Genomic DNA, 24,695 nt, shown 5'->3' with positions numbered 1-24,695 from the left:
TGCTTGGGTGACCATCTTTGTTGAGGCACAGCAACTCTCCAACCTGACCAATTACACCGGTCTCGTCACGAGCGTGCAGCGCTGGCTGAACCGCACCGACCTTCAGGATGATGTTCCGGACTTCATCCGCCTGGCTGAGGCGCGCTTTCGGCGCGAGCTGGTCATGCCGGACATGGAGGTGCAGGTTGCCCTGACACCAGCAGCGTCTGTCGCGCTTCCCGTTGACTTCGATAGCATTCGTGCGCTTGGCATCCCCGGCCAGCCGCCCATGGATCAGCTGTCACCCGCTGACTTCGGTATGCTGCCGCGCGCCAACCTGATCAGCGCCACACCCGAGAAATTCACGATCGTTGCGAACACGGTCCAATTCTGGCCCGTGCCTGACAAGGCATATGGCGCCGTCCTAACATATCGCGCGAACCTGCCTTCGCTCAGCGCCGCAGTCGATACGAATTGGCTCTTGGCCAAACACCCTGACGCATACCTTTATGCCACGATCATCCAGGCAGAAGCGTTCAACTGGAACGACGAGCGCCTGCCGATGCTGAAGGCCGCATTGGACGAGGCCATGCAGAGCATCATGCAATCGGGAACGCGTCAGCGCTATGGATCTGGCCCGTTGACGATGAAGCCGCCGACGCGTGAGCGGATTGGGCTGCGATGGTAAGGCAGCGTATCGTCTATGGGGCATATGAGCCCGACAAGGCGCAGCATCTTACCGACGGCCTGAAGGATATGGCGAACGCCTATCCTGCGGCGAACGGCTATAAGCCTGTCGGGGCATTCGAACCGATCACGGACCCGCTTCCTGCCAAGTTCAATGGCGGCGCGGCATTCGTAGATAGCAACGAAAGCGGCACGCTGTTCGCCGGCACGACATCGAACCTGTACCGCTATGCCGCTGGCTGGGTAAGCATCGTAGACAGCCTCGCGCTGACCAACCGCTGGCAATTCACGCAGTTCGGTGACGTGGTGATCGCTGTCAATGGCGCCTCTACGCAAGCCGTTGACCTCATCGCCAACACCGCAGGCACCGTGCCGGGGGCGCCATCCGCGACCAGCGTGGCAACGGTTCGCGACTTCGTGGTCTACGGAGGCGCGGCCGGGAACGCAGCTCTTGTGCAGTGGTCCGGCTTCAATGATTACCGAAAGAACACGCCCGGCGAGGACCAGGCAGGGTTCCAGCCGATGCTGGATGGGGGCGATGTGCAGGGCATCGCTGGCGGCGAATACGGCCTGATCATTCAGCGGTCGGCAGTTCGCCGCATGACCTACACGGGCGACCAATACGTCTGGCAGTTTGACGTGATCGCACCTGAGGTGGGTGCCATCTCCAAGGGCTCGATCGCACAGAGCGGCCGGCGAGTGTACTTCCTGTCCGATCGCGGGTTCATGTTCTGTGACGGCACCGATGTTCAGCCGATTGGCGTGGAGCGTGTCGACCAGACGTTTTTCGCCAGCTATTCCCGTGCGCAGCTCGACACCATGTACGCGGCCATTGACCCGCGGCGTACGACGGTAGCGTGGCTGGTTCCCGGTGCACCTGGCAAGTTGTGGGTCTACAATTGGACGCTGGATCGCTGGAGCATCATCATGCTGGATGCGGTCGGGGTGTTCTCCGGTTTTACATCCTCGATCACGCTGGAGCAGCTCAATGCGCTGTATCCGGACGGCCTCGATACCATTCCTTTTAGCCTCGACAGCACGCGCTTTTCAGGTGGCGACCCTCTGCTGCTGCTGGCCAATGCTTCCAATCAGATCGGCGCGCTGAGCGGCGATAACCTCGCTGCCAGCTTCACGACGCCATACATGGAGTGGAGTGACGGCAGGGGTAGCCGGGTGCGGTCGATCCGCCCGCTGACTGACGCCACCAGCGGGATGACTGTCGCCTTCGATTGCCGGCAGCGTCTGGGCGACATCACCGGACTGGTGTCGCGCGGTACGCTTATGGAAAGCGGCGACATGCCTGTGCGCGCGTCCGGCCGATATATCTCAACGAAGCTGACCGTCGCGGCGGCAGCTGATTGGACATTTGTTCAGGGCTTTGAGCCTGCCTATGCGATGGGTGGCGGGCGATGATCCTCCGCGTCCCCGTCGTCGCTACGAATATAGCGGAGTGGGTGCGTCGGGCAGCAACGGCGATTAATCAGCTGTCGGCGGCATCCGATGCGCTGGAGACTGGTCCCTATGCCGATGATGCTGCCGCAGCCGACGGCGGGATTGCTGTCGGGGCGCTATATCGCAAGCCAGACGGCTCTACCGCGTGGCGAGTAACTTGAGCCTGTAGACTTGGCTTGCCGCTTATAGTAAGGTTCGCCCGTGCCCAGCGCGATCACGCGCAGCCGTCCACTTCGAAAGGATGGCATGAGCACGACTTCATTGCAGATCGGGTATATCAGACAGCCACTTGAGTGGGAGGGGTGGCAGCGTGCGCGCGCCGCCCTCAACCCGGCTATTGAACTCGCCGATGAAGCATGGCCCGAAGTCGAGGCGGCTCTAGCGTCCGATCACATGCAGCTCATCGTCGCGCTGAAAGGAGGTGATCCGGTATCTTATGCCCTGACCCGATCCGCCATGACCAAGCGAGGCGAAATACTAGAGATATATGCTTGCGGCGGCTCTCGGATGAGAGAGTGGGCTTCAGAAGCAATGGCTATGATACAGAAGGCTGCGCAATCATCAAATATGATTGGCGTTCGCGTCTTTGGCCGATCTGGCTGGGAACGCGTTTTGTCGGAAAACGGATTCAGGCGGTCATCAACTGTGCTAGAGTGCTTGTCATGACAGAGCGTGCTGAGATCACTCAACAATACGTCGCATCAGTTCTATCATACGATGCAGATACCGGAAAGTTGTATTGGCGCGAGCGCGACCAAGCCATGTTTGCTGGTGGAGCGTATTCGCCTGCCCGCGCATGCGCCGCCTGGAACGCCAAGCTCGCGGGGAAAGAGGCATTTACCGCTCACAGCAAGGGATATCCATCGGGTACGCTGCTTGGTCAGCGTGTCGCTGCTCACAGACTGATTTGGCTTTTGGCATATGGTGAAATTCCTGAATTCATCGACCATGAGAATGGCGACAGGAGCGACAATCGCCTCGCAAATCTGCGCCGGGTAAGTCGCGCAGATAACAACCGAAATCGTTGCATTTCTGGCAACAACACTAGCGGTGTCACAGGTGTCTCTTGGGACACTCATTATAAAAAATGGGTCGCAATGTTAAAGACCGATACGGGCAAAAAACGCACTCATTACAGCGCCAGCTTTGATGATGCTGTCGCCTTTCGCGCCCGCATGGAAGCCGAGCATGGCTACCATCCAAACCACGGCCGAGCGAAGGCGGGTGCGGCATGAGCGGCAAATCGACAACGACAACGGGGCCAAGCAAGGCTGCCCTGCCCTACATCCAGTCGGCGACAAACGCTGCCCAGAGCGGCTATAATAGGGCGTCTGATCTAGCGAACATCAGCACGACGATCTTGCAGCAGCAGCTGCCGGGCGTCGTCGCCTCGACCATCAACAACCCCACGCTTGGCGCGGCAAACGATTACACTCAGGCGGTGCTGGGCGGCAAGTTCCTGACGGGCAACCCCCAGCTGGATAAGCAGATCGCCACGACGAACGCCGACGTGACCAACGGGGTCAACGGCGCAATCGGAAGCCGCGGTCTGGCAGGTGGGTCAGCTCAGTCCCAGATCCTCGCGCGCGAGCTGGCGAAGAACGAGACGAACCTGCGTTACACCGATTACAACAACGAGCGCAGCCGGATGGATAATGCGGTGGGCAATGCCACCTCGCTTGCTGGTGCCGGCAACCAAGGCATTGCAGCGCTGCTTGCGTACCTGACAGGCATGTCGGAACTGCCTCAGAACGCCGCGAACAACTATGCCAGCAGCATCGGTAGCTTGTGGGGGAATTCTACCACCACGACGCAGAAAACCTCCCCGTCGCTCGGCGCCATTCTCGCCCAGATTGCGGGCAATGCGGCTGCCGCAGGAAAGTTCGGCTGATGGGCATGATGTTCCGCGGCTTCGCTGGCGACGAGACGCTACCGGCTATGGCCAGCACCCAAACCGGCATGGCTACTCCACAGCTAGCCCGGCCCAAGCCCGGTTTCTTCGATCGCGGCGGCATGGGCCTCAACCTGCTGGGGGGCATTGCGGATGCCGTCGCCTCGGCATACGGCGCCGCGCCGACGTTCGCGCCGGTTCAGCAGCAGTACCGGCAGCGGCAACAGATGCTGTCCGACTGGCGGATGAAGCAGGACGCCGAGTCCGCGCAATGGCTTGCGCAGGAGCAGTGGAAACGCGCTCACCCTGCCCCCGTCAACAACGATACCGTCAACGACTACAACTTCATCGCGGATAAGCTCGGGCCTGACGCGGCGAACCAGTATCTGCGCAACCTTGGCGACCCGACCGTGACGGTGCCGCTCGGGCAGGACCGCATCTACGCCGGCCCTCGATCGGGTCTTGGAGCAGCAATCCAAGGCTCGGCTGGTGTGCCGCGCCCGGCGATCGGCAGCGTCGTCGCCGATCCGCGGAAGGGAGGTACTGGCTCCGGTCAGTCCAGCTTTCGCGCCCCAAACCGCTTTTGACGCCGTAATTCAGCAGGAAAGCGGCGGGCGAGCCGGCGTAGTGGGGCCGCAGACGCCATACGGGCGTGCGCTAGGTGTTGCTCAGCTTCTCCCCGCCACTGCCCGCAGCATGGCTGACAAGCTGGGTCTGCCGTACCGGGAAGACCTGCTGACCGCCAAAACGCCCCTTGCGGCAGATTATCAACGCACCCTCGGCGAGGCGTATTTCAATGAGGGACTGGCGCGGACCGGCAACCTGCCGGACGCACTGCGCTATTACCACGGTGGCCCAAATCGGCGCCTTTGGGGCCCTAAGACACAGCAATACGCCCGCGATGTGCTGGGAAGGATGGGAAGCTGATGCAGCGCTTTACGCATGATGGCGTGGTTTACGAGGAAACCGGCGACGGCCAGGTCCGCGTCGTGGGATATGCCGATGCACCAGCTGCGCCGCAGGGTGGTGTGTTCTCGTTGCCGCAGGACCCGACGAAGCAGGCCATGGGCGCCGCTCAGCTTGATAAGCTGAAGGGGGACCTGTCGCGCGCTCCCTATGAGAATCGACAGGCCGCTGCAAACGCCACGAAAGCTGAAGTCGATGCAGAGAAGGCGCGTCGCGATCTGGCCGCCCAGCAGGCAACTGCGACGCCTCAACAACAGCAGGCCATGGCGGCACTTGGCAACGACGAAATCCTGTCTGCGATTGCAAAGGCGCGTGATAACCTAAACCGAACTGGTGCAGCCGGCTTTGCCGCGCGCCTGCCCGAGTTGCTTCAGCCTCAGTCCACCATCGACCTCGCAGGCTCGCTCAACACGATTGCTTCGCGTCTGACGCTGGACAAGCTCGCTCAGCTCAAGACGGCATCGCCTACCGGCGCATCTGGTCTCGGTTTGCTTACCGAAAAGGAGGGTGCGCTACTGCGTGATAGCGTCGCTGGCCTCGGTCAGACGCAGAGCCCTGACCAACTTCGTGAAAATCTCGCTGCGGTTGAGCGCCACTATCGCAACTTCATGGCCCTTTCGAAGGGTGAGGATTATCGCGATCCCAAGGTGGCCGAGAAGTACGGCATTGCCGTCGCGCCGCAGGGTGGCAGTCAGGGTGAGCAGCTGGCATTTGCCACTGGCGACACGCGAACCGAGGCTGATCCGGCCTTAGCGGGCGTCAATAGCCACATTCGCGGCATGATCGGCGCCGGTAAGTCGCAGGCCGACATCGTCGCGTACATGAACAGCGTGCAGCCCGGTCTCGGCGACCAGCGCGCGGGCGATGTGGGCGCCGCAGTGCGGTTCCGCGCGCAGAATCCGCGTGTCCCGCTGTCGCAATATGCCGTGTCGGTGGAGAACCGCAGTGTCCCGATGAGTGGGCTGAGGCAGACCATCAATCAGTATGGCCAGGGGGCGGCCGGCGCTTACGTCGGTCAAGCATTGGACGCCCTCAGCGCTGGCACAATTGACAACATGACAGACAACCCCGCCCTGACCAGAGCGGCGATGTCGACGCTGGCGGAGCGAAATCCGACCGCAGCTCTTCTCGGCACCCTTTCTGGGGGCGCCCTTGCCGGCGCTGGGGCCGAAGCCGGTCTTGGCGGGATGGCGCTGGGCCGGTTCGCCCCTCTTGCCGCTGATGCGCTTTATGGTGCCGCCTATGGCGCTGGTAGCGCCGACGAGGGTAGCCGCCTCGGTGGTGCAGCGCAGGGCGCACTAACGGGCGTCGTGGGCGGTGTCGCAGGGCGGCGCCTGACTGGCATGTTCGGGCGAGCACTTACAGGCGTCCGAGACGAGGCGCAGCAGTACCTTCGCTCTGTCGGCGTTCCTCTGACGCCCGGTCAGGCGCTCGGGGGGCGCTTTAAGGCCCGTGAGGATCGTCTTGCTGGCTTCGGCGGCATCGGCGACGCGATCGGCGCAAGGCGCATGGAAGGCGTTCAAGCCATGAACCGGGCAGCATGGGACCAAGCGCTTGCGCCCATTGGGCGTCAGGCCAACAATCAGCTTGGCGAGGCAGCTGTCGAACAGGCTGACGACGCTGTTGGACAAGCATATCAGCAGGCCCTTGGCAGTGTGCGGTTACAGCGCGATCGGCCGTTCGGTATCGATATGCAGGGTCCCGCGACTGCGGCCAACCGCCTCCCCGGTGAAATGGGGGCGAATGCACGCTACACCCTGAACGAGCGCGTGGGTAACAGCTTCGACCCCAACGGGGTGATGACGGGCAACAACTTCCAGCAGGCGGTTCGCGGGCTTGAGCAGGATGCTCGTGCAGTCCGAAACGCCCCGTATGGCAACGATTTCGGCAACGTGACGCGTGGTGCGCGTGGGGCCTTGGAAAACCTGCTTGATCGCCAGGCACCAGGCGCCCTGCCGGCTTACCTCGATGCGAACGCAGCCTACCGCAACACGTCTGTCTTGGCTGATGCCACCGCTGCGGCCATGAACACGGGCGGTGTGTTCACCGGTGCTCAGTTGGGGCAGGCCGCACGGGCGAACGCTCGCCGCTTCACCGGGCGTATGTCAGCGGCAACGACTGACCGGCCGTTTTTCGACCTTCAGCGAGCGGCGCAGGAAGTTTTGCCGAGCCGCGTGCCCGATAGCGGCACCGCTGGGCGTATTGAGGCAGGCGGCGGTCTGATGACGAGGCTCGGAGCTGCGGCCCGCAATACGGCGCTGGCTCCACTCTACGCAGAATCGACGCAACCAGCGATCAACCGCCTGCTACTGGATCGTCCTGACGCCTTGGTCGCTATCGGGGAACAGGTAGCGCAGCGCCGTCGTCTTGGTGGCATGTTCGGGCGCCCATTGGCGCTCGCCTACAGCCCGATTGCCGTAACCTCCGACTATTGAGGCTCATCCATGTTCATGCCCCGCATGAGCAGGTAGATGGCAAGCGGGTATGCGAACATGACCAGCATACCCGCCCATAGCGGGCGATCAGCCGATATGAGCAGCAGCCCCAGCGTCCATGGTCCGCATAGCGCGGCTGCTGCAAATAGGCCCTCTGCTTGGAATAAGCGCTTATCCGTCCAGAACCCGGCGTTGCGCAGGTGGCGCGGCACAGAACGACGCCGGCTTTTAAAACTTCGATAATGCCTCAGCGCCTCGCCGCCCGCACCAAAACCGATACAGGCGATCAGTATCTTCCAAAGATCAGGGCTGGCCACTGTGAGGCTCTGTGGTGTTCGACAGATAATTGACGATGCTGTCGATGTTTGTCTTTCTATCCCGGTCTCGGGCTGCTGAGACGCGGTCAACAGCATTGACGTAAGCAACAATTTTCTCGTCACGCTGCTCCAAGTCCGCAACGCGACGTTCGAGATCCGCTATCTTAGGGCTTTCTGCGACAGCTTCTGCCGCTGCGTCGTCTGCGGCATCTGTCAGCTGATCCTGAGCAGATGGTCGCGTAGACGGTCCGCAGGAGGATAAGAGAACGCTCGCCGCCACAACCATAAGAGTTAAGGATTTGTGCTCGCTCACATAGCCACCCTACCCCCTTCCCCGCCGCTTTTCAACGAGGGGTGTCGTCGGGCGGCATCCATCCCGCGTAGCGCTCTTCCAGATCCTTCAGTCTGCGCTCGGTGTCCAAGCGCACGTCCTCCAAGTGATCTAGCATCATCTGCCTGACAGCCTCTTCCTGCGCCTCAGTGAATGGCGCCTGCACTTCGGCAAATGACGCCTCAAGCCGCGCTATAACCTCCGCGTTCATGCTCCGACCCGATTGTGTCGACGCTTCCGCGATCCTCTCGCGCATGCCCGGCGGCATCCTAATGAGCATCTTTTCTGCCAAGTCGCTCGGTGGTTTCGGACCTGCCATTCCGCCCTCGTGATATCAAAGTTTGGCGACTCGCTTAAAACCGCTTGACGAAGCCGTCCATACTAGCGATGTATGGCGAGTCGCTATCATGCGCGACAGAATGGAGGCAAAGTGACTGGTACAAGCGCGACTGACGATAAGGCTCTTATCCGCCTTCCGCCAGGTATGCGGGATGAGCTGAAGAGCCTTGCCCACGCTGGCTATCGCTCAATGAACGCCGAGATCGTCGCTCGGCTGCGTCGCGACATTGATCGCGAGAAAGCGGCGTCCGCTCCCTCGGCGTAGGAACCGGGAGCGAACGCCTTCACAGGAGAACACCCATGAATGCTATCGCACATAGTCGGTTTGGCGATACGTCGCCAGCCCGGATGAGCAGCAAGGAAATCGCCTCGCTTTGCGAGAAGGATCACAAGCACGTGATCCGCGATATACGCGTTATGATTGATGCGCTGGGGGATGGCCCAGATTTGGGCCATGTCGAAGAACGCAAGGATTCCCGCGGCTACACGCTCGAATTCATGCTGCCCCGTGATCTGACGATGACGCTGGTTTCCGGCTATAACGTCCAGCTCCGCCATCGCATCATCACCCGGCTTAATGAGCTTGAGCAACGCTCTGCCGCTGATCCGATAGCCGCGCTAAGCGATCCTGCGACGATGCGGGGTTTGCTGCTGGTATACAGCGAGAAGGTGATCGAACTTCAGCCAAAGGCCGATGCGCTGGACAGGCTTGTGACCGCTGACGGGTCACTCTGTCTGACTGATGCCGCCAAATCTCTCGGGGTCCGCCCCAAGGACCTGATCGACTTCATGCGTTCACATGGCTGGATTTACACCCCACCGGGCGGTCGCGGCTACATCGCCTACGCCGCCAAGCTCCAGCAGGGCCTGATGGAGCACAAGACGACAACCGTTCACCGGTCGGATGGGTCGGAGAAAGTGGTGACGCAGGCTCGCGTGACAGCCAAGGGCCTCGCCCGTCTCGCGCAGGAGTTTCCGGCGCCCGCCAAGGCCGCCTGAACAGCAGAACGGCGCGTGACTGGTCCTCACGCGCCGTTCCTAACCCTCAACGGGAAAGGTCCCCGTCATGGCTACCCACACCTCTACCCGCCGCGGCATCCTGTCCGCAATGGCAATCGCGCCGATCGTGATCGCGGCACCGGCCGCGGCTGCATCATCCAGCCAGTTCGAGACGCTGCGACTGGAATACCTCGACGTTCAGGCGCGCGCCAATCGCGGCTATGACGACGAGCATCCCGTTTTTCTGGCCCTGTGCGGCCGTCTCGGCGAGATCGAGCATCAGATGATCCACAAGCCCTGCGCCTCGTTAGCCGACGCACGTGCCAAGATGCGCTTCATGATGGACCTGAATGACTTCGGCACGGTCTTTGACAGTGACGATAGCCACGCGATCGTCGCGGACATGTCGAGGTTCATGCTGTGACGGCGGTAAAACCGGCCTGCCGTTAACCGGAAGGGTCGGAGTGCTTGCTCCGACCCCACGACTCGGAGCATAATACGTTTCAGACAATCTCCGACCTCGGGGTCCGCGGGATTATCGAGCTTCCACCGCACCTTTTGGGCTGCGGGAATCGGTGCAGGGATCTCCAGCGCCGTAGACGGTCGGAAGGGCATCCGCCCTAGGAAGCTAAGCCCTTCCGACCGCTCTCCCCAGCGAAGGGCGGCGGCTGGTCGCAAACAGCCGCCCACACACTGTGGAAAGGCATCTATTCATGCCCGGACGTAGCCATACCCCTAACGGCGGGGTTCTTCAAAGCGTGAAAATCAACAACACCGACTTGGCGGTGATCGAGGTAGGTGGCGATCGCGTCATTACCCTGTCGATGATCGATCGCGTCCACGGCCGACCAGACGGCACGGCCAGCCGAAACTTTCGAGAAAACCGTGCACGGTTCATCGAAGGCGAGGACTACGGCCAGCTTAGCTCCGACGAAATTCGTCGGATCAACCCTGCGGCAATTTCTGCGGCAACCCGCCGTAACGACGTGATTGTCCTGACGGAAACCGGCTACCTTATGCTGGTTAAGTCGTTTACCGATGATCTGGCGTGGCAGGTTCAGCGACAGTTGGTTAAGGCATATTTCGCCAAGCCAGCGCCGGTGCCGACCGTTGCCCATGCCGACGTCAGTCGCGAATACCGGCTCACCATGCAGCAGAACGTCCGGTGGGCGAAAATGGCCGGGCTCGAAGGCAATCAGGCGCTGCTTGCGGCGAACCGGGCGACGGTCGCTTTGACTGGCATCGACACCTTGGGCTTGCTGGGCGTGTCGCATATGCCGGCGCCGCAGAACACAGCACTGCTCACCCCCACAGAGATCGGCAGTCGGGCTGGTCTGGGATCGGCTCGGGCAGTGAATCTGTTGCTATGCCGTCTCGGATTGCAACTGTGCTTCACCGACGCCAAGGGGCACAAGTATTACGAGCCCACCGATGACGGTGTCGCCGTGGGTGGCGTGATGCAAGACACAGGCAAAAAGCATAGCAGCGGCACACCTGTCCGCCAGTTGCGCTGGTCGAGCAGCATCATCGATTATCTGCGCGATAACGAACCGGCGCCGATTGCGGCGTAAGGGCGCCCACTTCAAGCGACTGCCTTGGGCGCCGGCTAACCCCGGCGCCCTTCTTGTATCGCTTGCCCAACAATGCTAACGTGGCCGCATAGTCGGAGGCACGTCCTCACCGATCTGATCCAGCAATCAGGTGGTGAGAATGGCATTCAGCGACTGGTCCCCGACAGCATCCGAGAACACGACCGTCGGCGCGGTCTTCATCGGCGAGAATTGCCCGCCGGGCAACCTCAACAACATGGGCCGCGAGATCATGGCGCAGCTTCGCGCCGCCTTTTCTCGTGCGCTCGGCACCTTTTTCGCGTCCAACTCGATCGCTGATGCCCGTACCGCGCTGAAGGCCGTCGGCACGGAAGGCAATGACCAGATGACGGGCACTCTGATCCGTCAGGGAGCCGGAGCGCATTTGTATCATGTTGCGGGGGGATACAGTTCGGGCCGCGTGTTCGTTACTGGCGCGGGCGCATCTGACCCCACCAGCCAGCCCGGCGATATCTGGATCCAGCTTTCGTGACCCTGAGGGTACGAGACACGGCCACTGCGCGCACGGCTGTGGAAGTCCGCTTCCGCGACGGTAATGGCGTCACAAAGCCGGTCGAGCGCCTGTATGTGCGCACTGAAGCGGGCACTGGCATTTTTTACCAGCGCGGCATCCGCCTCAACGTGAGTCCGACGGAAGCGTACGGCTATTCGAGCGCCAAGGTCGGGCCGGTCTACACGAACACCGTCGCGGTGAGCGTGACAGGCGGCTCTGCCCCATACACCCATTCCTGGGTTACGACTGGCGGCTTTTCAGCGACCGCCGCCAGTTCGTCGTCAACATCTTTCGTCGGCAACCCATCGTCGTTCGCGGGCGAGATCGACGGTGTTGCGACCGATTACGTGACGGATGCCAACGGCCTCACTTCCTCAATCTCGGTCGACGTGACCATCGTTCGGGAGAACTGAGCGTGCTGAAGTACGACAATACCGTCAGCAGCCAGGTCGACGGCAAACCCATCTATGGTGCGCAGGTCAGCGTTTATAGCGCTGACGGCTCTCTTGCCACGTTGTATTCGGACGAGGCCGGCACGACGCTGCTGAGCCAGCCTGTTTTGACGGACCAGCTCGGGTACTTCGCGTTCTACATCGGTGACGGTAAGTACGACATCCGAGTGATGACTGGCGTGGTTGAAATCAGCCGCACCAACATCACGATGGTCGACACCCTGACCCTCAAAGATCGAGCGCTCCTCGTTCCGCAGAACGAAGACGCTGGTACTTTGCCGGCCGCAGGGCAGCGCAAGGGGCTTTTGCTAGGGTTTGATTCCTCAACGGGTTCGCCGACTGCGTTGGTGCCCAACAGCTTCGCGGGCAACACCGGCCCCGCCAACAGCACCTACACCAGCCTCGCATCGCTGAAGGCCGCCCCGGTCACCAACGCCAGCTACATCTTCGCGCCTCCGGGTGGCGTAGAGGGCAGTACGACGGCCGGCACGTTCCTGTACCAAACCGCAGGCTCCCCCTACACTGCCGATGGCGTCAACATCATCAAACTCGACGCCGTACCGCTGACGACGGGCGCGCTAGTGCGGCAGGGCGATGAAGGCATTACGTTCCAAAATCCGCTCGGAGGCCCGGCCATCCGCCGGCTGTTGCGTGATCGCAACGGCGAAACCGTAAAGGTCACAGATTATTGCAACAATGCCGGCAGCAACGACGCCGAAAACTACCAGGAGATGATCAATCTCAATCCTGCGCAGATTGACTATCCGCAGGGCTTTGAGGTGCTTCTTGAACAGCAGATCGCATTGAAATCCAACCAGCGGCACAACTTCGATCGCGGGTCAGGCATCACGGCTGACGTGAACGACTACGCGCTGTTCGGATTGGGGTTGACGACTGGCAATATCGGCACCGTAAACGCCCCTATCGTGCGGGGGCAACGCGAAATCCAGTTCACCAATACGAGCGGAGAAACGCTCGCTTCTGGCGACATGATCCAAATCGTGGACGTATCCAACCCTTCTGCTTTGGTGCTGGAGCCGCAGGAAGTTCAGGTGACGACCGCCTCGCTCATCACTGTGCGCGATATGATTAACGTCGATATGCCAACGGCTGCGAATATCCGCATCTATAAGGTGTATGCGCCGGTTGAGACCGTCTTGTTCGACGGTTACGCGCGCATCTCGAACGTCAACGCTGGTGGTGGCGGCGGTGGTCTTCGGTTCAACCTAGCCCGCAATATCCGACTGCGCAAGACGATCCTAGAGGATGTGCGCTACATTGGAGCATCCATTGAAAACACGATCGGCTTTTCTTCGCCTGATTTGACCATTCGCAACGTGGTGGCGACCGGCCTTGGTTTTCGATCGGCAAAGCGCATCAACATTCAGGATTTTACCGCGAGCGACCTAAAGAGCGACGAGGCTCTGACATTTTTCGACAATGTACTTGGCATCAATATTGCCAACGTCAATATCCACCAGTACCTTTTTGGCCAAGACCCCGATGGCGGAACCGCGGGCAACAACATTCTTTTTGACCGGCTCTGCGCCGCAATCAATATGGTCAATATCCAGTGCGTTGGCTCTGGTACTTATAGCGTGTTTTTCAACGACCGCACCATCAATGCCGCGATTGATCTGTTCAATCTCAGCAGGTCCAACTTGGGCGGCATTCGAACCGCAAACAACTGTCGCGACATCAGGGTAGGCACGGGCACAATCACCGATGTGGTTAACACCGTGCATCCGTCGAGCGGCTTCGGAGAGGCAAACGGGCAGCCCTGCGCGGGCATTATGTTCGACCCGTCGAGCAGCGGATGTGGCGTTCTTGGCGCTGTGAATGGATCGCGGGTTGCGTCTGGTCGGCTGGTCATTGACCGACAAGCTGCCGGGGATCGGGCTTTAGCCTATGCCCCTCGCTTGGCTGCTGGCGTGGATCGCCCTGTTCATGGTGTTACCGCCGCATCCGACATCGGCGCGGTATCTCCAAGTTTTGTCGGACCCAGCGACCCGGCGGGACGATCGCCAGCGGGCAATGTTGTATCGATGGGCGCAGATGAAACCAGCGCATGGGTGCAGGCGGGGCAGGCGGGCGGCACTCAACCCCGGCCTCTCTTTTTGAACCCATTCGGTGGCACGCTGGTCAAGCAAAATCCGTCGTTTCCAAGCAATGGCGACGCGCGCGCTGCCGGCCTCGGGCCGGGCGAATGGTATCGCCTGACGACAACCAACGCAATCACGGAGGTCGTGTGATGCCTGATGACGATCTGCTGGCGGCAAACATTGCAGCCATGCCGAAGGGCCGCAAAAAGCGTGAGATGCAAGCGCTGTTGAAGCAGCAGCAGGAGAATGCGCAGCCGGCGCCTTCCGGCCCGGATCGGTCAACCCCATGACCTCGTTCGCCATCCTGCTGACCGGCTTATCGGTCAACGCAATCTGGCTGCTGTGGTCAAAGCATCGAGACGCGCGCCTTGCCCGTCTGATCGGCGAGCATCCCACCATCTTACTGACACGCAGCCTAGCCCCTTCAACCAAGGAGAAGACCATGAGTGACGATCCCCGGCCATGATCCTCGTCCGCTTCGCCAGTACATTCCGCGAGCGCGCGCCGGAGTGGGTGCTGGCCTTCATTCAAACCGGATGGGGCGCCACCCTGCTGCTGCCCGGCGACACGTTTGACCGGCCGTTCTTTCGCCCACTTGCTGCCATCGCGTCGGAAATGACGTGGGGCACGGTCGTGGCAGTAGCCGGTATGATCCGGCTTGCGGCGCTGTACATCAATGGGTCGCGTCAGGAAACTCCGGTGGTACGGCAGGCATGCAGCCTCGTCAGCATGTTCATCTGGGCGATGTTGACCATGGGCGCGATGACGGCGGAGTGGCGCTCGCCGGCTGTCTTCAACTACCTCGGCCTGTTCGCGTTGGAAGCCATCATGTTCTCCTATGCTGGTCGGGACGCTGCCCGCAACCTCGCCAAGGCAGCCGCTAATGGAACTCGGTAGCCTGCCGGTATGGGCGCAGCAGCTCGGCGGGTTGATCCTGACGCTGGCCACTGCGGTTGCGCTGACGTGGAACGAGCGACGTAAGGCTAAGGCCGTACCAGTGAGCGATGGCGCTGCGGAGGTCGTTGCCGCCAGTTTTGTCGACAAGCGCCTGTTGGAGCGCCTGATTGAGGCGGTCGCAGCGCTGAACGGCAATGTCGTAACGCTTAACGGCCACGTCGAAAAGATCAATGAGCGCATGCACGAGGACGAGATTGTCCGGGCTGCTGTTGCTCGCATGAAGGAGGGCAAGCAGTGAACCGCGCTGCATTCTACAAGACCGTCCGCCTGCGCCTAGGCCCGCTCAACCAATCCCAAGTCGACGGCATCGAGACGATCCTGAATGTGATCGACGGTCAGCCGCTTTCGTGGCAGGCCTACATGCTGGCCACCGCATGGCACGAGACGGCGCAGACCATGCAGCCGATCAAGGAGCGCGGCGGGGATGCCTATTTCACGCGCCTCTATGACGTGGCGGGGGATCGGCCGAAGACCTGCATCGCCTACGGCAACACCTGCGCTGGCGACGGCCCCAAATACTGCGGGCGCGGCTATGTCATGCTGACGTGGAAGGCGAATTACGCGCGCGCAGATCGCGAGCTGGCGCAGGCTGGGATCATCAAAGTAGGCGACCTGATCGCCAACCCGGACCTCGCCATGCGTCCCGACATCGCGGCGTTTATCATGGTGCGCGGCATGGTCGAGGGCTGGTTCAGCGGCAAGAAGCTGGCTGACTATCTGCCAGCGCAGGGCGTCGCGACGAAGCCGCAGTACGTTCAGGCCCGGCGGATCATCAACATCCTCGACAAGGCCGATCTGATCGAGGGCTATGCGCAGGCGTTTGAGCGTGCTTTGCGGGATGGAGGTGTGTCATGACCGAACGCCACAACCTGATCGCTTTTTCGGTCCTGATCGGCGCCATCTGCTACCTCGCCACGATCGCAGCCATCCTCGCCTTCTACGGCAAGTATGCGGAGGCGCTGGGATTTGGTGGTCTGACGACGGGGCTTGTCGGCGTGCTGGGCACCTTTCGCCCTAAGAGCGCCGTAGCGAACGTCGAGAAGGCAGAGACGGTCAATCAGGGGCCGTCGGCATGACGCCCCTCACCGCCCTCCGCTACATCGGCGCCCCGATCGCCCTGATCGCGCTCATCGCGTGGCTGTGGGTCGGATGGACGAACGCCGACAATCGCGCTGACGACCTGTCCAAGCAGGTCCGCGTCCAAACGGCGCGTGCCGATGCGGCCGAGAAGCGCGAGATGGTCATGCGGCAGGCGGAAGCCGAACGGATGATGGACGAAAGCCACCTCGACCAGGTGAAGGATGACCTAACCCATGCGATCGATAATGCCCCGAAAGGCACTGCTCCCGGCCCTGCTACCGTTGCTGTGGGCTGCGCAAGGCTGCGGCAGGCCGGACGTACCGCCTCCCCAGCCTATCAGCGTGTCTGTGGCTGATGCCGCCGCAGCGTCGAAGCCAAAGCCCGTCATGCCGGATGCAGCGATTACGGACGATGCTACGTCGGCTCGGTACAGCGTTGATCTTGAGCTATGGGGTGAAGGGATATCGCTGGCGTGGGGCCGGGTATGCCGGTCACTGGCAGCGCAGGGCGTCGCGGTGAGTTGCCCGAAGGTGGGGAAGTAGCTGCGGCGTCACCATCTTGAGCGGTAAACCCGCCTACCATGTACCCACCGCCTTGGCATGGGATTGGTTGCTGGCCTTGCCGCAGCTACGAAACAGGCCGTAACAGCTTGATCCGGAGTCGGTCAAGAGGTATGGCGGTGGGGCTGTGATTGGAGGCCGCTGGTTCAAGTCCAGCAACCGACGGTTCGGCCCCGGTTTAGCTCAGTTGGCAGAGCGCCAGTCACAGTTACCCGATGCCTTATGGCTTCGGTACGGCTTGCCCAAAGCCCGTGAATTGGGGATGGCATCTGGACTGCCCTTATCCACGACCCGCCTCCATCGCTCGGGCGCGGGCAGAAGGGTCACGGCTGTCCATATTATCGATGGGCACAGCTTCTTCGCATGCCTTGTTGATCTGCAAATGGCGCTCAGCCACTTCCTCCCCAGCCAGTGCCATAACGTCGTCGGCCCATGCCGTATGAATGCGCTGCACGCCTTTTGCCTGCCACTGCTCCCAGACTTGACGACCTTTTGGCCCAAGCATCGGAACCAGAGCCCCGATCATGTACAGCCTGTCAGTCGACGTGCGCCGTGCATCCCGTAGCTGCTTTTCCAAGCTGGCAATCTGCTCCACCAGCCCTTCGCGCGTGAGGTCGGTCATGCGGGGTCTCCTGCATCGGGAATACGATAGGTCTCTACGGGGAACGGGACGGCGAGCAGGTGGCCGACGAAGAAGCGGCCTTTTTCAGTGGCCCGGCACATGGCGTCCTCGCAATCGATAAGCCCGTGCCTGAAAAGCATGGCCCGCCCTTCGCTGATTGGCTTCGAGCAGCCGGGATATGGCGCAGCGCTGTAGTAGGCGTGCAGCAGCATTTCGAGATTGAGCGGCGATCCGATCATCTCACTCTCCTTTGCGGGCGGGGACGGAAATTGGGCGAGCGGTGATCTCATGCCCCACCCATCGCGAAGGCAAGAAGACAGTCCGGCCCCGTAACGTTTTCTCATGGCGCCCCAGATGCCTCTTGAACGCCTTGTAGGACCGGCATGGAGCGCTGCTAGAGCAACACGTTCGACGTTCACGGCGAACCTCGTCGGTGATCCATTCGCGGGCGGAATGGTCCCACCAAAGGGTGCCCTCGTTCCAGTCGACAGTGACCCACATGTAGTCACGACCAAGTATGCGCGATCTAGCAGGCGCCTCGAAATCCAATGTCCACCCTCGATATACCTCGCTCATTCTGCGCTCCTGGGTTTGGTGGTGGGGGTGAACTGCGGGCAGCGATAGAGACAGCCGACCTCGGCATCCTGCCACTGCACGCCGCAGACAAAGCATTGGCCCCGCGTCTTGCTGAATGACGGCGGGTAGGGGCGGAAGTTGGCGCAGTTAGCGGCAACCCGATGTGGATATCCTACGCCCATCTATCCCTCTCCTATGTCGGGGTGGCGGGGGGTGGCGAGGATGCCGAAGCCTTGCACCGCGGCCCGCTCCAATGCCGCTACACCGCGTTCACCCGCGGCCATCAGCGCCGTCCCACACGAGGGCGACTTACCCTCGCTGCCGTCAGGGCGCAGAAACCGGATTTTGCGGGTGAACAGCACCGCATCGCACTTACGGAAGGCGTCCCAGAACCACGGCGCGGACGTGCGATCTGGCACCAGCGCAATGCCATCACCATGCGCGAAGAACCGGTCCAACCACGGCACGACAGCATTCCGGCCACCAAAAGGCGGGTTCATCCAGACGAAACCGTCCCACGGCCCGCTAAGGCTATTCGCGCAGATGAAGGATTTGGCGGGCACATGGATTGCGGTCACATCGAAGGGGGCAGCGACATCCATGTCAAAGCGTTCGCCCAGCGCCTCAAATACGGCGGGCGGGGTGTACCATTCGTCGGTCACGCCAGCGGCTTCCCAAGCACTCATGCTGCGTACCGTTCGCAAAGCTCGCGTCCCCACGAGCCCTGCCAGTCAGCTCGGCGACCGTAGCGGCGATGCAGCTTGTGCATCTCGGGCAAATTGTCAGCGCAAATGTCATCCCAGATGTCGTGCCAGACAGCGCCATACCGAATGCCAACTGGCGGCTGGTAGGTGAAGGCGTCCGCATGCACGATCGTTACGCGCTGGTCCCTGTAAGACGGACCAACCAAGGCGATCACATCCGCAGACTGCTCCACGACAGTAACGGCAGTCACCTCAGGCTTTAGAAGAACGGCGCCAAGCACCATTCCGATGCCAAGCCCGTTGATGAGGACGTGCCCCTGAGCCTGTCGGACGAACCATAGGTGATCGCGCTTCTCAGCCTGCGTGTCTGACATGACGACAGTGCCGCCCCGCATCAGGCGGGTATAGTTGCCTGCCAGCACCCCTCGCGCACCGGGCCGAAAAGCCGAGCGCATCTGATCTATGCGGGCTTGTTCTTCAGTGACGGTAAAGTGCTCAATCCGCCAAATGCCGGACTGGCCTTCTGGAACGGAAACATTAGGTATCATTGCAGCCATTCGACCCTCCTACGGTCTGTGGCAGCCCGTCCCGTTGGCGCGGGGCGGGCAACCTTCCGGTTTTCCATTCAGTCGCGCGCAGGAGGCGGAAATTGCGCCGGTTTTCCGCGAACGGAACGGCAACCCCACGCATTTCTGCGGCGTCGGAATAATTGACGGTTAACCACGCCTCTTAACCCGCGACCGACGGAAATCTGCCGTTGGCGCGCGGCTTGCTTAACCTTTCGACATGTGGACCCGCATCAGACGCCTCTTCACCATCAAGACCAAGTTCGAGGCGTTCGTCATCATCTATGGCCTCGCCATGGGGGCGGTAGAGCGCGGCATGCATTACCTGCAGCAATATCCCGGCTGGCAGGGGTGGATGCTGTTCTGCTGCTGCCCGATCGCGGTGTTCATGGTCGGCGGGGTGCTGATCGATTCGGTCGAGCGGCGGCGTGAGGAGTGGGGCCAGCCGGAATAGGGGCGCCCCAAGGATAAGTTGGTCGCATCGCGCGAGCGGGGGCTTATCTGAAAGCCCCATGAGCGGGCTTACCCATTTGCAGCGGCTGGAAGCCGAGAGCATCCACATCATGCGCGAGGTCGTCGCCGAGGCGGAGCGGCCGGTGATGTTGTATTCGGTCGGCAAGGATTCGGCGGTAATGCTCCATCTCGCCAAGAAGGCGTTTTTTCCGGCGCGACCGCCCTTCCCACTGCTGCATGTCGATACGACATGGAAGTTCCGCGCGATGTACGCGCTGCGCGACAAGGCGGCCGCGGATGCGGGCATGGAGCTGATCGTCCACAAGAACCCGGAGGCGGAGGCCGCGGGGATCAACCCGTTCGACCATGGCAGCCGGCATACCGATTTGTGGAAGACCGAAGGGTTGAAGCAGGCGCTGAAGGCGGGCGGCTATGACGTCGCCTTCGGCGGGGCCCGCCGCGACGAGGAAAAGTCACGCGCGAAGGAGCGCATCTTTTCCTTCCGCTCGGCGAGCCAGGGCTGGGATCCCAAGGCGCAGCGGCCCGAGCTGTGGAATTTGTACAATGCCCGCATTCATCGCGGCGAGAGCATCCGCGTCTTCCCGCTATCCAACTGGACCGAGCTCGACATCTGGCAATATATCCTGCGCGAGGGGATCGAGATCGTACCGCTCTATTTTGCCGCACCGCGTCCGACGGTGGAGCGCGACGGCATGCTGCTGATGGTGGACGACGATCGCTTTCGCCTGGCGCCCGGCGAAATCCCGGTCGAACGATCGATCCGTTTCCGCACCTTGGGCTGCTATCCGCTGACCGGGGCGGTGGAGAGCGAGGCGGCGACGCTGCCGCAGGTGATCCAGGAGATGCTGCTGACCACGACCAGCGAACGCCAGGGCCGCGCGATCGACCACGATCAGGCCGCGAGCATGGAGAAGAAGAAGCGCGAGGGGTATTTCTGATGGCTGCCATCACGACATTCCTCCTCCGCAAGGCGGAGGTGGCAGCGAAGCGGACGGAGGGGGAGGACAGCGGTGGCTTCGGCGTACGCGGAAGCGCCCCCTCCACCACCGCTTCGCGGCGGTCCCCCTCCCCCGCTGACGCGAGGGAGGACGTTGCGGCGTGACCATGTCTACAGACAGGATTTTCCCGATGCTCGCACTCTACCCGGTCCTCCCCCGCCAGGGGGAGGTGGCGCGGCGGAGCCGTGACGGAGGGGGAGGATACGGCAAGGCTTACGTGTGCGGCGACGCCCCCTCCACCACCCGCCTGTGGCGGGCGGTCCCCCTCCCCCGCTGCGCGAGGGAGGATGTGTTCGCATGACTGCTTACACACCGGATGCCCTGATTGCGGCGGATATCCACGCCTATCTCGACACGCATCAGACCAAGTCGATGCTGCGCTTCATCACCTGCGGGTCGGTGGATGACGGCAAGTCGACGCTGATCGGGCGGCTGCTGTACGATTCGAAGACGATCTTCGAGGATCAGCTCAGTCAGCTGGAGGCGGACAGCAAACGCGTCGGCACGCAGGGGCAGAATATCGACTTCGCGCTGCTGGTCGACGGCCTCGCCGCCGAGCGCGAGCAGGGCATCACGATCGACGTCGCCTATCGCTTCTTCGCGACCGAGAAGCGCAAGTTCATCGTCGCCGATACGCCGGGGCACGAACAATATACGCGCAACATGGTGACGGGTGCGTCGACCGCGGATTGCGCGGTGATCCTGATCGATGCGCGCAAGGGCGTGCTGACGCAGACGCGGCGGCATTCGTTCCTGGCGCACCTGATCGGCATCCGTCAGATCGTGCTCGCGGTGAACAAGATGGATCTGGTCGGCCATGATCAGGCGACGTTCGACGCGATCGTGGCGGACTATGCCGACTTCGCACGCGGGATCGGGATCGACGCGTTCACCGCCATTCCGCTGTCGGGGCTGACCGGCGCCAATATCACGACCCGGTCGGATGCCATGCCGTGGTATAGCGGCCCGGCGCTGTTGCCGCATCTGGAGGCGATTCCCGTCGATAGCGATCGCGCCGCGGCGGGCCCGTTCCGGCTGCCGGTGCAATGGGTCAACCGGCCCGACCTCGATTTTCGCGGCTTTGCCGGGACGATCGCCGGCGGTCGCGTCGCGGTGGGCGATGCGGTGCGGATCGTCCCCTCGGGCAAGACGACGCAGGTCGCGCGGATCGTGACGTTCGATGGCGACCGTCAGACGGCACAGGCCGGCGAAGCGGTAACTTTGGTGCTGGCCGACGAGGTGGATTGCTCGCGCGGCGACGTGATCGCGGCTGCCGATGCACCGCCCGAAGCGGCGAACCAGTTCGAGGCGACGATCGTCTGGTTGTCCGACACGGCACTGGTGCCGGGCCGCGGCTATTGGCTGAAGATCGGCCCGCGGGCGGTGGGCGCGAGCGTACAGGCGCCGGGATATGTCGTCGACGTCAACACGCAGGCGCATCTGTCCGCGAAGACGCTAGAACTCAACGACATCGGCGTCGCCGAGGTGTTCACCGACGAGGGCATCGTGTTCGAGCCCTATGCGCAGAGCGCGACGCTCGGCGGCTTCATCCTGATCGATCGCGAAACCAATGCGACGGTCGCGGCCGGGCTGATCCACCATGCGCTCCGCCGGGCGCAGAACGTGCATTGGCAGTCGGTGGATATCACGCGTGAGGCGCATGCGCGGCAGAAGGGACAGTCGCCGCGGCTGCTGTGGTTCACCGGCCTGTCGGGATCGGGCAAGTCGACGATCGCCAATCTGGTCGAAAAGAAACTGCACGCGCTGGGGCGGCACAGCTTCCTGCTCGATGGCGACAATGTGCGGCATGGCCTGAACCGCGACCTGGGCTTCAGCGACGCCGACCGGATCGAGAATATCCGCCGTGTCGGCGAGGTCGCCAAGCTGATGACCGATGCGGGGCTGATCGTGCTGACCGCCTTCATTTCACCGTTCCGTGCCGAGCGGCAGATGGTGCGCGGAATGCTGCCGCCGGGCGAGTTCGTCGAGATTTTCGTCGATACGCCGCTGGCGGAGGCGGAGGCGCGCGACGTGAAGGGCCTGTACGCCAAGGCGCGGCGCGGGGAGATCGCCCATTTCACCGGCATCTCGAGCCCCTATGAGGCGCCGGACGCTCCCGATATTCGTATCGACACGACGCGCGAGAGCGCCGAGAGTGCCGCCGAACGGATCGTCGAGCATGTGCTGGGCGTGTGGAGCTTCGAATTGTGACCTTGCCCGCCGTGTCCGACGTCGATCTCGCCCGCAGCGTTGCGGAAGAGGCGGGCGCGCTGCTGCTCGCCATCCGCGCGCGCGGCGGGGCGAGCGGCAAGGCGCTGGGCGATGCCGGCGATGCGGAGGCGAATGCGCTGATCCTCGACCGGCTGCGCGCCGCGCGACCGGACGATTTCATCCTGTCCGAAGAATCACTCGACGATCGGGCGCGATGTGCGGCGGAGCGGGTGTGGATCGTCGATCCGCTGGACGGCACGCGCGACTATGCCGAGGGGCTGGACGATTGGGCGGTGCATATCGGCCTGGCGGTCGCTGGCCGGCCGGCGGTGGGCGCGGTGGCGGTGCCGGCGACGGGGCGCATCTATACGACGGCGGAGGCATGCTCGCGCGCGATCGTCTGCGGCGCGCCGCCGCGGATGGTGGTGAGCCGGACGCGGGCGACCGACATGGTCGAGCGCGTCGGCGTGGCGCTGGCGACGACGCGGGTGGGCATGGGATCGGCGGGCGTCAAGGCGATGGCGGTGGTCGATGGCCGCGCCGACATCTATTTGCACGACGGCGGGCAATATGAGTGGGACAATTGCGCGCCCGCCGCGGTGGCGCTGGCGGCGGGGCTGCACGCCTCGCGGATCGACGGCAGCCCGCTGGTCTATAATTGCGAGAACCCGCTGCTGCCCGACCTGCTGATCTGTCGGCCCGAACTCGCCGATCAGGTGCTGGCGGCGGTCGCCGCGCTACGCTGAGACGGCTTCAGCCTCGGCGAGGCTTGCGGCATTCGCATAGCGGCGGGCGATGATCGCGCAGGCGATCAGCTGGATCTGGTGGAACAGCATCACCGGCAGCAGCACTGCGCCGACCTGCGCCGCCGGGAACAAGACGCCCGCCATCGGCACGCCCGACGCGAGGCTCTTCTTCGAACCGCAGAACAGCAGCACGATCTGGTCTTCGCGCGTGAAGCCCAGCGCGCGGCCGGCGAGCCAAGTGAGGACCAGCACGATTGCCAGCAGCGCGACGCAGGCGGCGGCGATCAGCGCGAGATCGGCCGCGGAAACGCGGTGCCACAACCCCTCGACCACCGCGGCACCGAAGGCGGTGTAGACGACGAGCAGGATCGAGCCGCGATCGACGATGCCGACCAGCCCCTTGTGCCGGCCGATGAACCCGCCGATCCACGGGCGCAGCAGATGCCCGGCGACGAACGGCACCAGCAATTGCAGCACGATCGATTCGACGGCGGCAAGGCTGATGCCCGCCTGTCCGCCGACGCCGCTCATCGTCAGCGCGACCAGCGCGGGCGTCAGTACGATACCGATCAGGTTGGAAAAGGACGCGCTGCACACGGCCGCGGCGACATTGCCGCGCGCAATGGCGGTGAAGGCGATGGAGGATTGTACGGTCGAGGGCAGCAGCGTCAGGAACACCATGCCCGCCGCGACCGGCGCGGCGAGACCGGGCAAGCGCCCGAATGCCAGCCCTAGGAGCGGAAACACCGCGAAGGTCGTCGCGAGGACGGCGAGGTGCAGCCGCCAGTTGCGCGCGCCCTGCCAGATCGCCTCGCGCGACAGCTTGGCGCCGTGCAGGAAGAACAGCAGCACGATCCCCGCATCCGCGACGATCCCCGCCACCCGCGCCCATTCGCCGCGCGCGGGCAACACGCTGGCCAGCACGACGGTGCCGAGCAGCATAAGGATGAACGGTTCGACGAAGCTGAGGATACGGCGGATCATGCCGGCCGCCCTAAAGCGCGTTTCGCTGCGCCACAAACGATAACCCCCGCCACATCAAAGATGTGAGCGGGGGAAATCCTGGCGCGCCCGGAACGATTCGAACGTCCGACCCTCAGATTCGTAGTCTGATGCTCTATCCAGCTGAGCTACGGGCGCGCATTGGA

33 protein-coding genes and 1 tRNA gene are annotated in these 24,695 nt (G+C 62.6%); 25 read left to right on the top strand and 9 right to left on the bottom strand.

Going from position 1 to position 24,695, the window contains the following annotated elements:
* Window positions 1-7 precede the first annotated feature (7 nt).
* From GGR47_RS11530 to GGR47_RS11500, 7 genes are all read left to right on the top strand, one after another.
* Window positions 8-667, top strand: coding sequence for a phage adaptor protein (locus GGR47_RS11530; RefSeq protein WP_147035232.1), 660 nt, complete (start codon window positions 8-10; stop codon window positions 665-667).
* Window positions 668-735: 68 nt separating this feature from the next.
* A complete protein-coding gene (locus GGR47_RS11525) occupies window positions 736-2,079 on the top strand; it encodes a hypothetical protein (RefSeq protein ID WP_246343018.1) in 1,344 nt (447 codons plus the stop codon).
* A gap of 554 nt (window positions 2,080-2,633) precedes the next feature.
* On the top strand, window positions 2,634-3,353 hold the full coding sequence (locus GGR47_RS11520) for an HNH endonuclease (protein WP_147035229.1): 720 nt from the start codon (window positions 2,634-2,636) through the stop codon (window positions 3,351-3,353).
* Window positions 3,350-4,009, top strand: coding sequence for a hypothetical protein (locus GGR47_RS11515; RefSeq protein WP_147035227.1), 660 nt, complete (start codon window positions 3,350-3,352; stop codon window positions 4,007-4,009). The genes GGR47_RS11520 and GGR47_RS11515 overlap by 4 nt, the downstream gene beginning before the upstream one ends.
* Window positions 4,009-4,596, top strand: a complete 588-nt coding sequence (locus GGR47_RS11510; protein ID WP_167509696.1) for a hypothetical protein — start codon at window positions 4,009-4,011, stop codon at window positions 4,594-4,596. The genes GGR47_RS11515 and GGR47_RS11510 overlap by 1 nt, the downstream gene beginning before the upstream one ends.
* Complete coding sequence (locus GGR47_RS11505; protein ID WP_167509695.1) at window positions 4,499-4,936, top strand: lytic transglycosylase domain-containing protein; 438 nt, start codon at window positions 4,499-4,501, stop codon at window positions 4,934-4,936. The genes GGR47_RS11510 and GGR47_RS11505 overlap by 98 nt, the downstream gene beginning before the upstream one ends.
* Complete coding sequence (locus tag GGR47_RS11500) at window positions 4,936-7,410, top strand: hypothetical protein (RefSeq protein WP_147035223.1); 2,475 nt, start codon at window positions 4,936-4,938, stop codon at window positions 7,408-7,410. Before GGR47_RS11505 ends, GGR47_RS11500 begins: the two co-directional genes overlap by 1 nt.
* On the opposite strand, the gene GGR47_RS11495 is transcribed toward GGR47_RS11500, so the two are convergent.
* The 3 genes from GGR47_RS11495 to GGR47_RS11485 are packed head-to-tail and all read right to left on the bottom strand — an operon-like array spanning window position 7,404 to window position 8,338.
* Window positions 7,404-7,727 (bottom strand): hypothetical protein, encoded by a 324-nt coding sequence (locus tag GGR47_RS11495; RefSeq protein ID WP_147035221.1) that lies wholly within the window; start codon window positions 7,725-7,727, stop codon window positions 7,404-7,406. The genes GGR47_RS11500 and GGR47_RS11495 overlap by 7 nt on opposite strands.
* Window positions 7,714-8,040: a hypothetical protein gene (locus GGR47_RS11490; RefSeq protein ID WP_147035219.1), complete on the bottom strand. Its 327-nt coding sequence runs from the start codon at window positions 8,038-8,040 to the stop codon at window positions 7,714-7,716. The genes GGR47_RS11495 and GGR47_RS11490 overlap by 14 nt, the downstream gene beginning before the upstream one ends.
* A gap of 31 nt (window positions 8,041-8,071) precedes the next feature.
* Complete coding sequence (locus tag GGR47_RS11485; protein WP_276509300.1) at window positions 8,072-8,338, bottom strand: Arc family DNA-binding protein; 267 nt, start codon at window positions 8,336-8,338, stop codon at window positions 8,072-8,074.
* 111 nt (window positions 8,339-8,449) lie between these two features.
* On the opposite strand from GGR47_RS11485, the gene GGR47_RS19380 reads away from it, so the two are divergent.
* The 14 genes from GGR47_RS19380 (at window position 8,450) to GGR47_RS11415 (ending at window position 16,445) form a co-directional block, all read left to right on the top strand.
* Entirely contained in the window at window positions 8,450-8,662 is a 213-nt protein-coding gene (locus tag GGR47_RS19380; RefSeq protein WP_147035215.1) for an Arc family DNA-binding protein, read from the top strand.
* Between the two features lie 35 nt (window positions 8,663-8,697).
* A complete protein-coding gene (locus tag GGR47_RS11475) occupies window positions 8,698-9,396 on the top strand; it encodes a phage regulatory protein/antirepressor Ant (protein WP_208663144.1) in 699 nt (232 codons plus the stop codon).
* A gap of 67 nt (window positions 9,397-9,463) precedes the next feature.
* Window positions 9,464-9,820 (top strand): hypothetical protein, encoded by a 357-nt coding sequence (locus tag GGR47_RS11470; RefSeq protein ID WP_147035213.1) that lies wholly within the window; start codon window positions 9,464-9,466, stop codon window positions 9,818-9,820.
* Between the two features lie 289 nt (window positions 9,821-10,109).
* Window positions 10,110-10,967: an ORF6N domain-containing protein gene (locus tag GGR47_RS11465; protein WP_147035211.1), complete on the top strand. Its 858-nt coding sequence runs from the start codon at window positions 10,110-10,112 to the stop codon at window positions 10,965-10,967.
* Window positions 10,968-11,106: 139 nt separating this feature from the next.
* Entirely contained in the window at window positions 11,107-11,478 is a 372-nt protein-coding gene (locus GGR47_RS11460; protein WP_147035209.1) for a hypothetical protein, read from the top strand.
* The gene (locus GGR47_RS11455; RefSeq protein ID WP_167509693.1) at window positions 11,475-11,912 is read left to right on the top strand and encodes a hypothetical protein; all 438 of its coding nucleotides are present in this window, start codon (window positions 11,475-11,477) and stop codon (window positions 11,910-11,912) included. Before GGR47_RS11460 ends, GGR47_RS11455 begins: the two co-directional genes overlap by 4 nt.
* A 2-nt stretch (window positions 11,913-11,914) precedes the next feature.
* Window positions 11,915-14,203 (top strand): hypothetical protein, encoded by a 2,289-nt coding sequence (locus GGR47_RS11450; RefSeq protein WP_147035205.1) that lies wholly within the window; start codon window positions 11,915-11,917, stop codon window positions 14,201-14,203.
* Window positions 14,203-14,343, top strand: coding sequence for a hypothetical protein (locus GGR47_RS11445; protein WP_167509692.1), 141 nt, complete (start codon window positions 14,203-14,205; stop codon window positions 14,341-14,343). Before GGR47_RS11450 ends, GGR47_RS11445 begins: the two co-directional genes overlap by 1 nt.
* Window positions 14,340-14,519 (top strand): hypothetical protein, encoded by a 180-nt coding sequence (locus GGR47_RS11440; RefSeq protein WP_147035203.1) that lies wholly within the window; start codon window positions 14,340-14,342, stop codon window positions 14,517-14,519. Before GGR47_RS11445 ends, GGR47_RS11440 begins: the two co-directional genes overlap by 4 nt.
* Window positions 14,516-14,950, top strand: coding sequence for a hypothetical protein (locus GGR47_RS11435; RefSeq protein ID WP_147035202.1), 435 nt, complete (start codon window positions 14,516-14,518; stop codon window positions 14,948-14,950). The genes GGR47_RS11440 and GGR47_RS11435 overlap by 4 nt, the downstream gene beginning before the upstream one ends.
* A complete protein-coding gene (locus GGR47_RS11430; RefSeq protein WP_147035200.1) occupies window positions 14,937-15,248 on the top strand; it encodes a hypothetical protein in 312 nt (103 codons plus the stop codon). Before GGR47_RS11435 ends, GGR47_RS11430 begins: the two co-directional genes overlap by 14 nt.
* A complete protein-coding gene (locus GGR47_RS11425; RefSeq protein ID WP_147035198.1) occupies window positions 15,245-15,865 on the top strand; it encodes a lysozyme family protein in 621 nt (206 codons plus the stop codon). Before GGR47_RS11430 ends, GGR47_RS11425 begins: the two co-directional genes overlap by 4 nt.
* Complete coding sequence (locus GGR47_RS11420; RefSeq protein WP_147035196.1) at window positions 15,862-16,086, top strand: hypothetical protein; 225 nt, start codon at window positions 15,862-15,864, stop codon at window positions 16,084-16,086. The genes GGR47_RS11425 and GGR47_RS11420 overlap by 4 nt, the downstream gene beginning before the upstream one ends.
* A complete protein-coding gene (locus GGR47_RS11415; protein WP_147035194.1) occupies window positions 16,083-16,445 on the top strand; it encodes a hypothetical protein in 363 nt (120 codons plus the stop codon). Before GGR47_RS11420 ends, GGR47_RS11415 begins: the two co-directional genes overlap by 4 nt.
* 485 nt (window positions 16,446-16,930) lie before the next feature.
* On the opposite strand, the gene GGR47_RS11410 is transcribed toward GGR47_RS11415, so the two are convergent.
* From GGR47_RS11410 to GGR47_RS11395, 4 genes are all read right to left on the bottom strand, one after another.
* Window positions 16,931-17,272: a hypothetical protein gene (locus GGR47_RS11410; protein WP_147035192.1), complete on the bottom strand. Its 342-nt coding sequence runs from the start codon at window positions 17,270-17,272 to the stop codon at window positions 16,931-16,933.
* Window positions 17,269-17,511, bottom strand: a complete 243-nt coding sequence (locus GGR47_RS11405) for a hypothetical protein (protein ID WP_147035190.1) — start codon at window positions 17,509-17,511, stop codon at window positions 17,269-17,271. Before GGR47_RS11405 ends, GGR47_RS11410 begins: the two co-directional genes overlap by 4 nt.
* A gap of 519 nt (window positions 17,512-18,030) precedes the next feature.
* On the bottom strand, window positions 18,031-18,510 hold the full coding sequence (locus GGR47_RS11400; protein ID WP_208663143.1) for a DNA N-6-adenine-methyltransferase: 480 nt from the start codon (window positions 18,508-18,510) through the stop codon (window positions 18,031-18,033).
* Window positions 18,511-18,530: 20 nt separating this feature from the next.
* Window positions 18,531-19,109 carry a hypothetical protein gene (locus GGR47_RS11395; protein WP_147035186.1) on the bottom strand — a complete coding sequence of 193 codons (579 nt, stop codon included), beginning with the start codon at window positions 19,107-19,109 and terminating at the stop codon, window positions 18,531-18,533.
* Window positions 19,110-19,338: 229 nt separating this feature from the next.
* Between GGR47_RS11395 and GGR47_RS11390 the strand changes: the two genes are divergently transcribed.
* From GGR47_RS11390 to GGR47_RS11375, 4 genes are all read left to right on the top strand, one after another.
* Complete coding sequence (locus GGR47_RS11390) at window positions 19,339-19,572, top strand: hypothetical protein (protein WP_063689472.1); 234 nt, start codon at window positions 19,339-19,341, stop codon at window positions 19,570-19,572.
* 13 nt (window positions 19,573-19,585) lie between these two features.
* Window positions 19,586-20,530 carry a sulfate adenylyltransferase subunit CysD gene (gene cysD / locus GGR47_RS11385; protein WP_276509299.1) on the top strand — a complete coding sequence of 315 codons (945 nt, stop codon included), beginning with the start codon at window positions 19,586-19,588 and terminating at the stop codon, window positions 20,528-20,530.
* Window positions 20,531-20,887: 357 nt separating this feature from the next.
* Window positions 20,888-22,801 carry a sulfate adenylyltransferase subunit CysN gene (gene cysN / locus GGR47_RS11380; RefSeq protein ID WP_147034717.1) on the top strand — a complete coding sequence of 638 codons (1,914 nt, stop codon included), beginning with the start codon at window positions 20,888-20,890 and terminating at the stop codon, window positions 22,799-22,801.
* Window positions 22,798-23,547, top strand: coding sequence for a 3'(2'),5'-bisphosphate nucleotidase CysQ (locus GGR47_RS11375; protein ID WP_147034716.1), 750 nt, complete (start codon window positions 22,798-22,800; stop codon window positions 23,545-23,547). Before cysN ends, GGR47_RS11375 begins: the two co-directional genes overlap by 4 nt.
* On the opposite strand, the gene GGR47_RS11370 is transcribed toward GGR47_RS11375, so the two are convergent.
* Window positions 23,539-24,531: a bile acid:sodium symporter family protein gene (locus GGR47_RS11370; RefSeq protein ID WP_063689484.1), complete on the bottom strand. Its 993-nt coding sequence runs from the start codon at window positions 24,529-24,531 to the stop codon at window positions 23,539-23,541. The genes GGR47_RS11375 and GGR47_RS11370 overlap by 9 nt on opposite strands.
* A 79-nt stretch (window positions 24,532-24,610) precedes the next feature.
* A tRNA-Arg gene (locus tag GGR47_RS11365) sits at window positions 24,611-24,687 on the bottom strand.
* Window positions 24,688-24,695 lie beyond the last annotated feature (8 nt).

The sequence above is a fragment of the Sphingomonas aquatilis genome (genome assembly GCF_014196115.1).
Lineage (GTDB): Bacteria > Pseudomonadota > Alphaproteobacteria > Sphingomonadales > Sphingomonadaceae > Sphingomonas > Sphingomonas aquatilis.
Note: the sequence above shows the minus strand (reverse complement) of the source record. Positions and strands in the feature narration are given on the sequence as shown.

Excerpts from the sequence above, each read along its gene's own strand:
- GGR47_RS11525 (WP_246343018.1), top strand. The coding sequence starts at position 736 with ATGGCGAACGCCTATCCTGCGGCGAACGGCTATAAGCCTGTCGGGGCA.
- GGR47_RS11515 (WP_147035227.1), top strand. The coding sequence starts at position 3,350 with ATGAGCGGCAAATCGACAACGACAACGGGGCCAAGCAAGGCTGCCCTG.
- GGR47_RS11510 (WP_167509696.1), top strand. The coding sequence starts at position 4,009 with ATGGGCATGATGTTCCGCGGCTTCGCTGGCGACGAGACGCTACCGGCT.
- GGR47_RS11500 (WP_147035223.1), top strand. The coding sequence starts at position 4,936 with ATGCAGCGCTTTACGCATGATGGCGTGGTTTACGAGGAAACCGGCGAC.
- GGR47_RS11485 (WP_276509300.1), bottom strand. The coding sequence starts at position 8,338 with ATGCTCATTAGGATGCCGCCGGGCATGCGCGAGAGGATCGCGGAAGCG.
- GGR47_RS19380 (WP_147035215.1), top strand. The coding sequence starts at position 8,450 with ATGGCGAGTCGCTATCATGCGCGACAGAATGGAGGCAAAGTGACTGGT.
- GGR47_RS11475 (WP_208663144.1), top strand. The coding sequence starts at position 8,698 with ATGAATGCTATCGCACATAGTCGGTTTGGCGATACGTCGCCAGCCCGG.
- GGR47_RS11470 (WP_147035213.1), top strand. The coding sequence starts at position 9,464 with ATGGCTACCCACACCTCTACCCGCCGCGGCATCCTGTCCGCAATGGCA.
- GGR47_RS11465 (WP_147035211.1), top strand. The coding sequence starts at position 10,110 with ATGCCCGGACGTAGCCATACCCCTAACGGCGGGGTTCTTCAAAGCGTG.
- GGR47_RS11460 (WP_147035209.1), top strand. The coding sequence starts at position 11,107 with ATGGCATTCAGCGACTGGTCCCCGACAGCATCCGAGAACACGACCGTC.
- GGR47_RS11445 (WP_167509692.1), top strand. The coding sequence starts at position 14,203 with ATGCCTGATGACGATCTGCTGGCGGCAAACATTGCAGCCATGCCGAAG.
- GGR47_RS11440 (WP_147035203.1), top strand. The coding sequence starts at position 14,340 with ATGACCTCGTTCGCCATCCTGCTGACCGGCTTATCGGTCAACGCAATC.
- GGR47_RS11435 (WP_147035202.1), top strand. The coding sequence starts at position 14,516 with ATGATCCTCGTCCGCTTCGCCAGTACATTCCGCGAGCGCGCGCCGGAG.
- GGR47_RS11430 (WP_147035200.1), top strand. The coding sequence starts at position 14,937 with ATGGAACTCGGTAGCCTGCCGGTATGGGCGCAGCAGCTCGGCGGGTTG.
- GGR47_RS11420 (WP_147035196.1), top strand. The coding sequence starts at position 15,862 with ATGACCGAACGCCACAACCTGATCGCTTTTTCGGTCCTGATCGGCGCC.
- GGR47_RS11415 (WP_147035194.1), top strand. The coding sequence starts at position 16,083 with ATGACGCCCCTCACCGCCCTCCGCTACATCGGCGCCCCGATCGCCCTG.
- GGR47_RS11410 (WP_147035192.1), bottom strand. The coding sequence starts at position 17,272 with ATGACCGACCTCACGCGCGAAGGGCTGGTGGAGCAGATTGCCAGCTTG.
- GGR47_RS11405 (WP_147035190.1), bottom strand. The coding sequence starts at position 17,511 with ATGATCGGATCGCCGCTCAATCTCGAAATGCTGCTGCACGCCTACTAC.
- GGR47_RS11395 (WP_147035186.1), bottom strand. The coding sequence starts at position 19,109 with ATGGCTGCAATGATACCTAATGTTTCCGTTCCAGAAGGCCAGTCCGGC.
- GGR47_RS11390 (WP_063689472.1), top strand. The coding sequence starts at position 19,339 with ATGTGGACCCGCATCAGACGCCTCTTCACCATCAAGACCAAGTTCGAG.
- cysN (WP_147034717.1), top strand. The coding sequence starts at position 20,888 with ATGACTGCTTACACACCGGATGCCCTGATTGCGGCGGATATCCACGCC.
- GGR47_RS11370 (WP_063689484.1), bottom strand. The coding sequence starts at position 24,531 with ATGATCCGCCGTATCCTCAGCTTCGTCGAACCGTTCATCCTTATGCTG.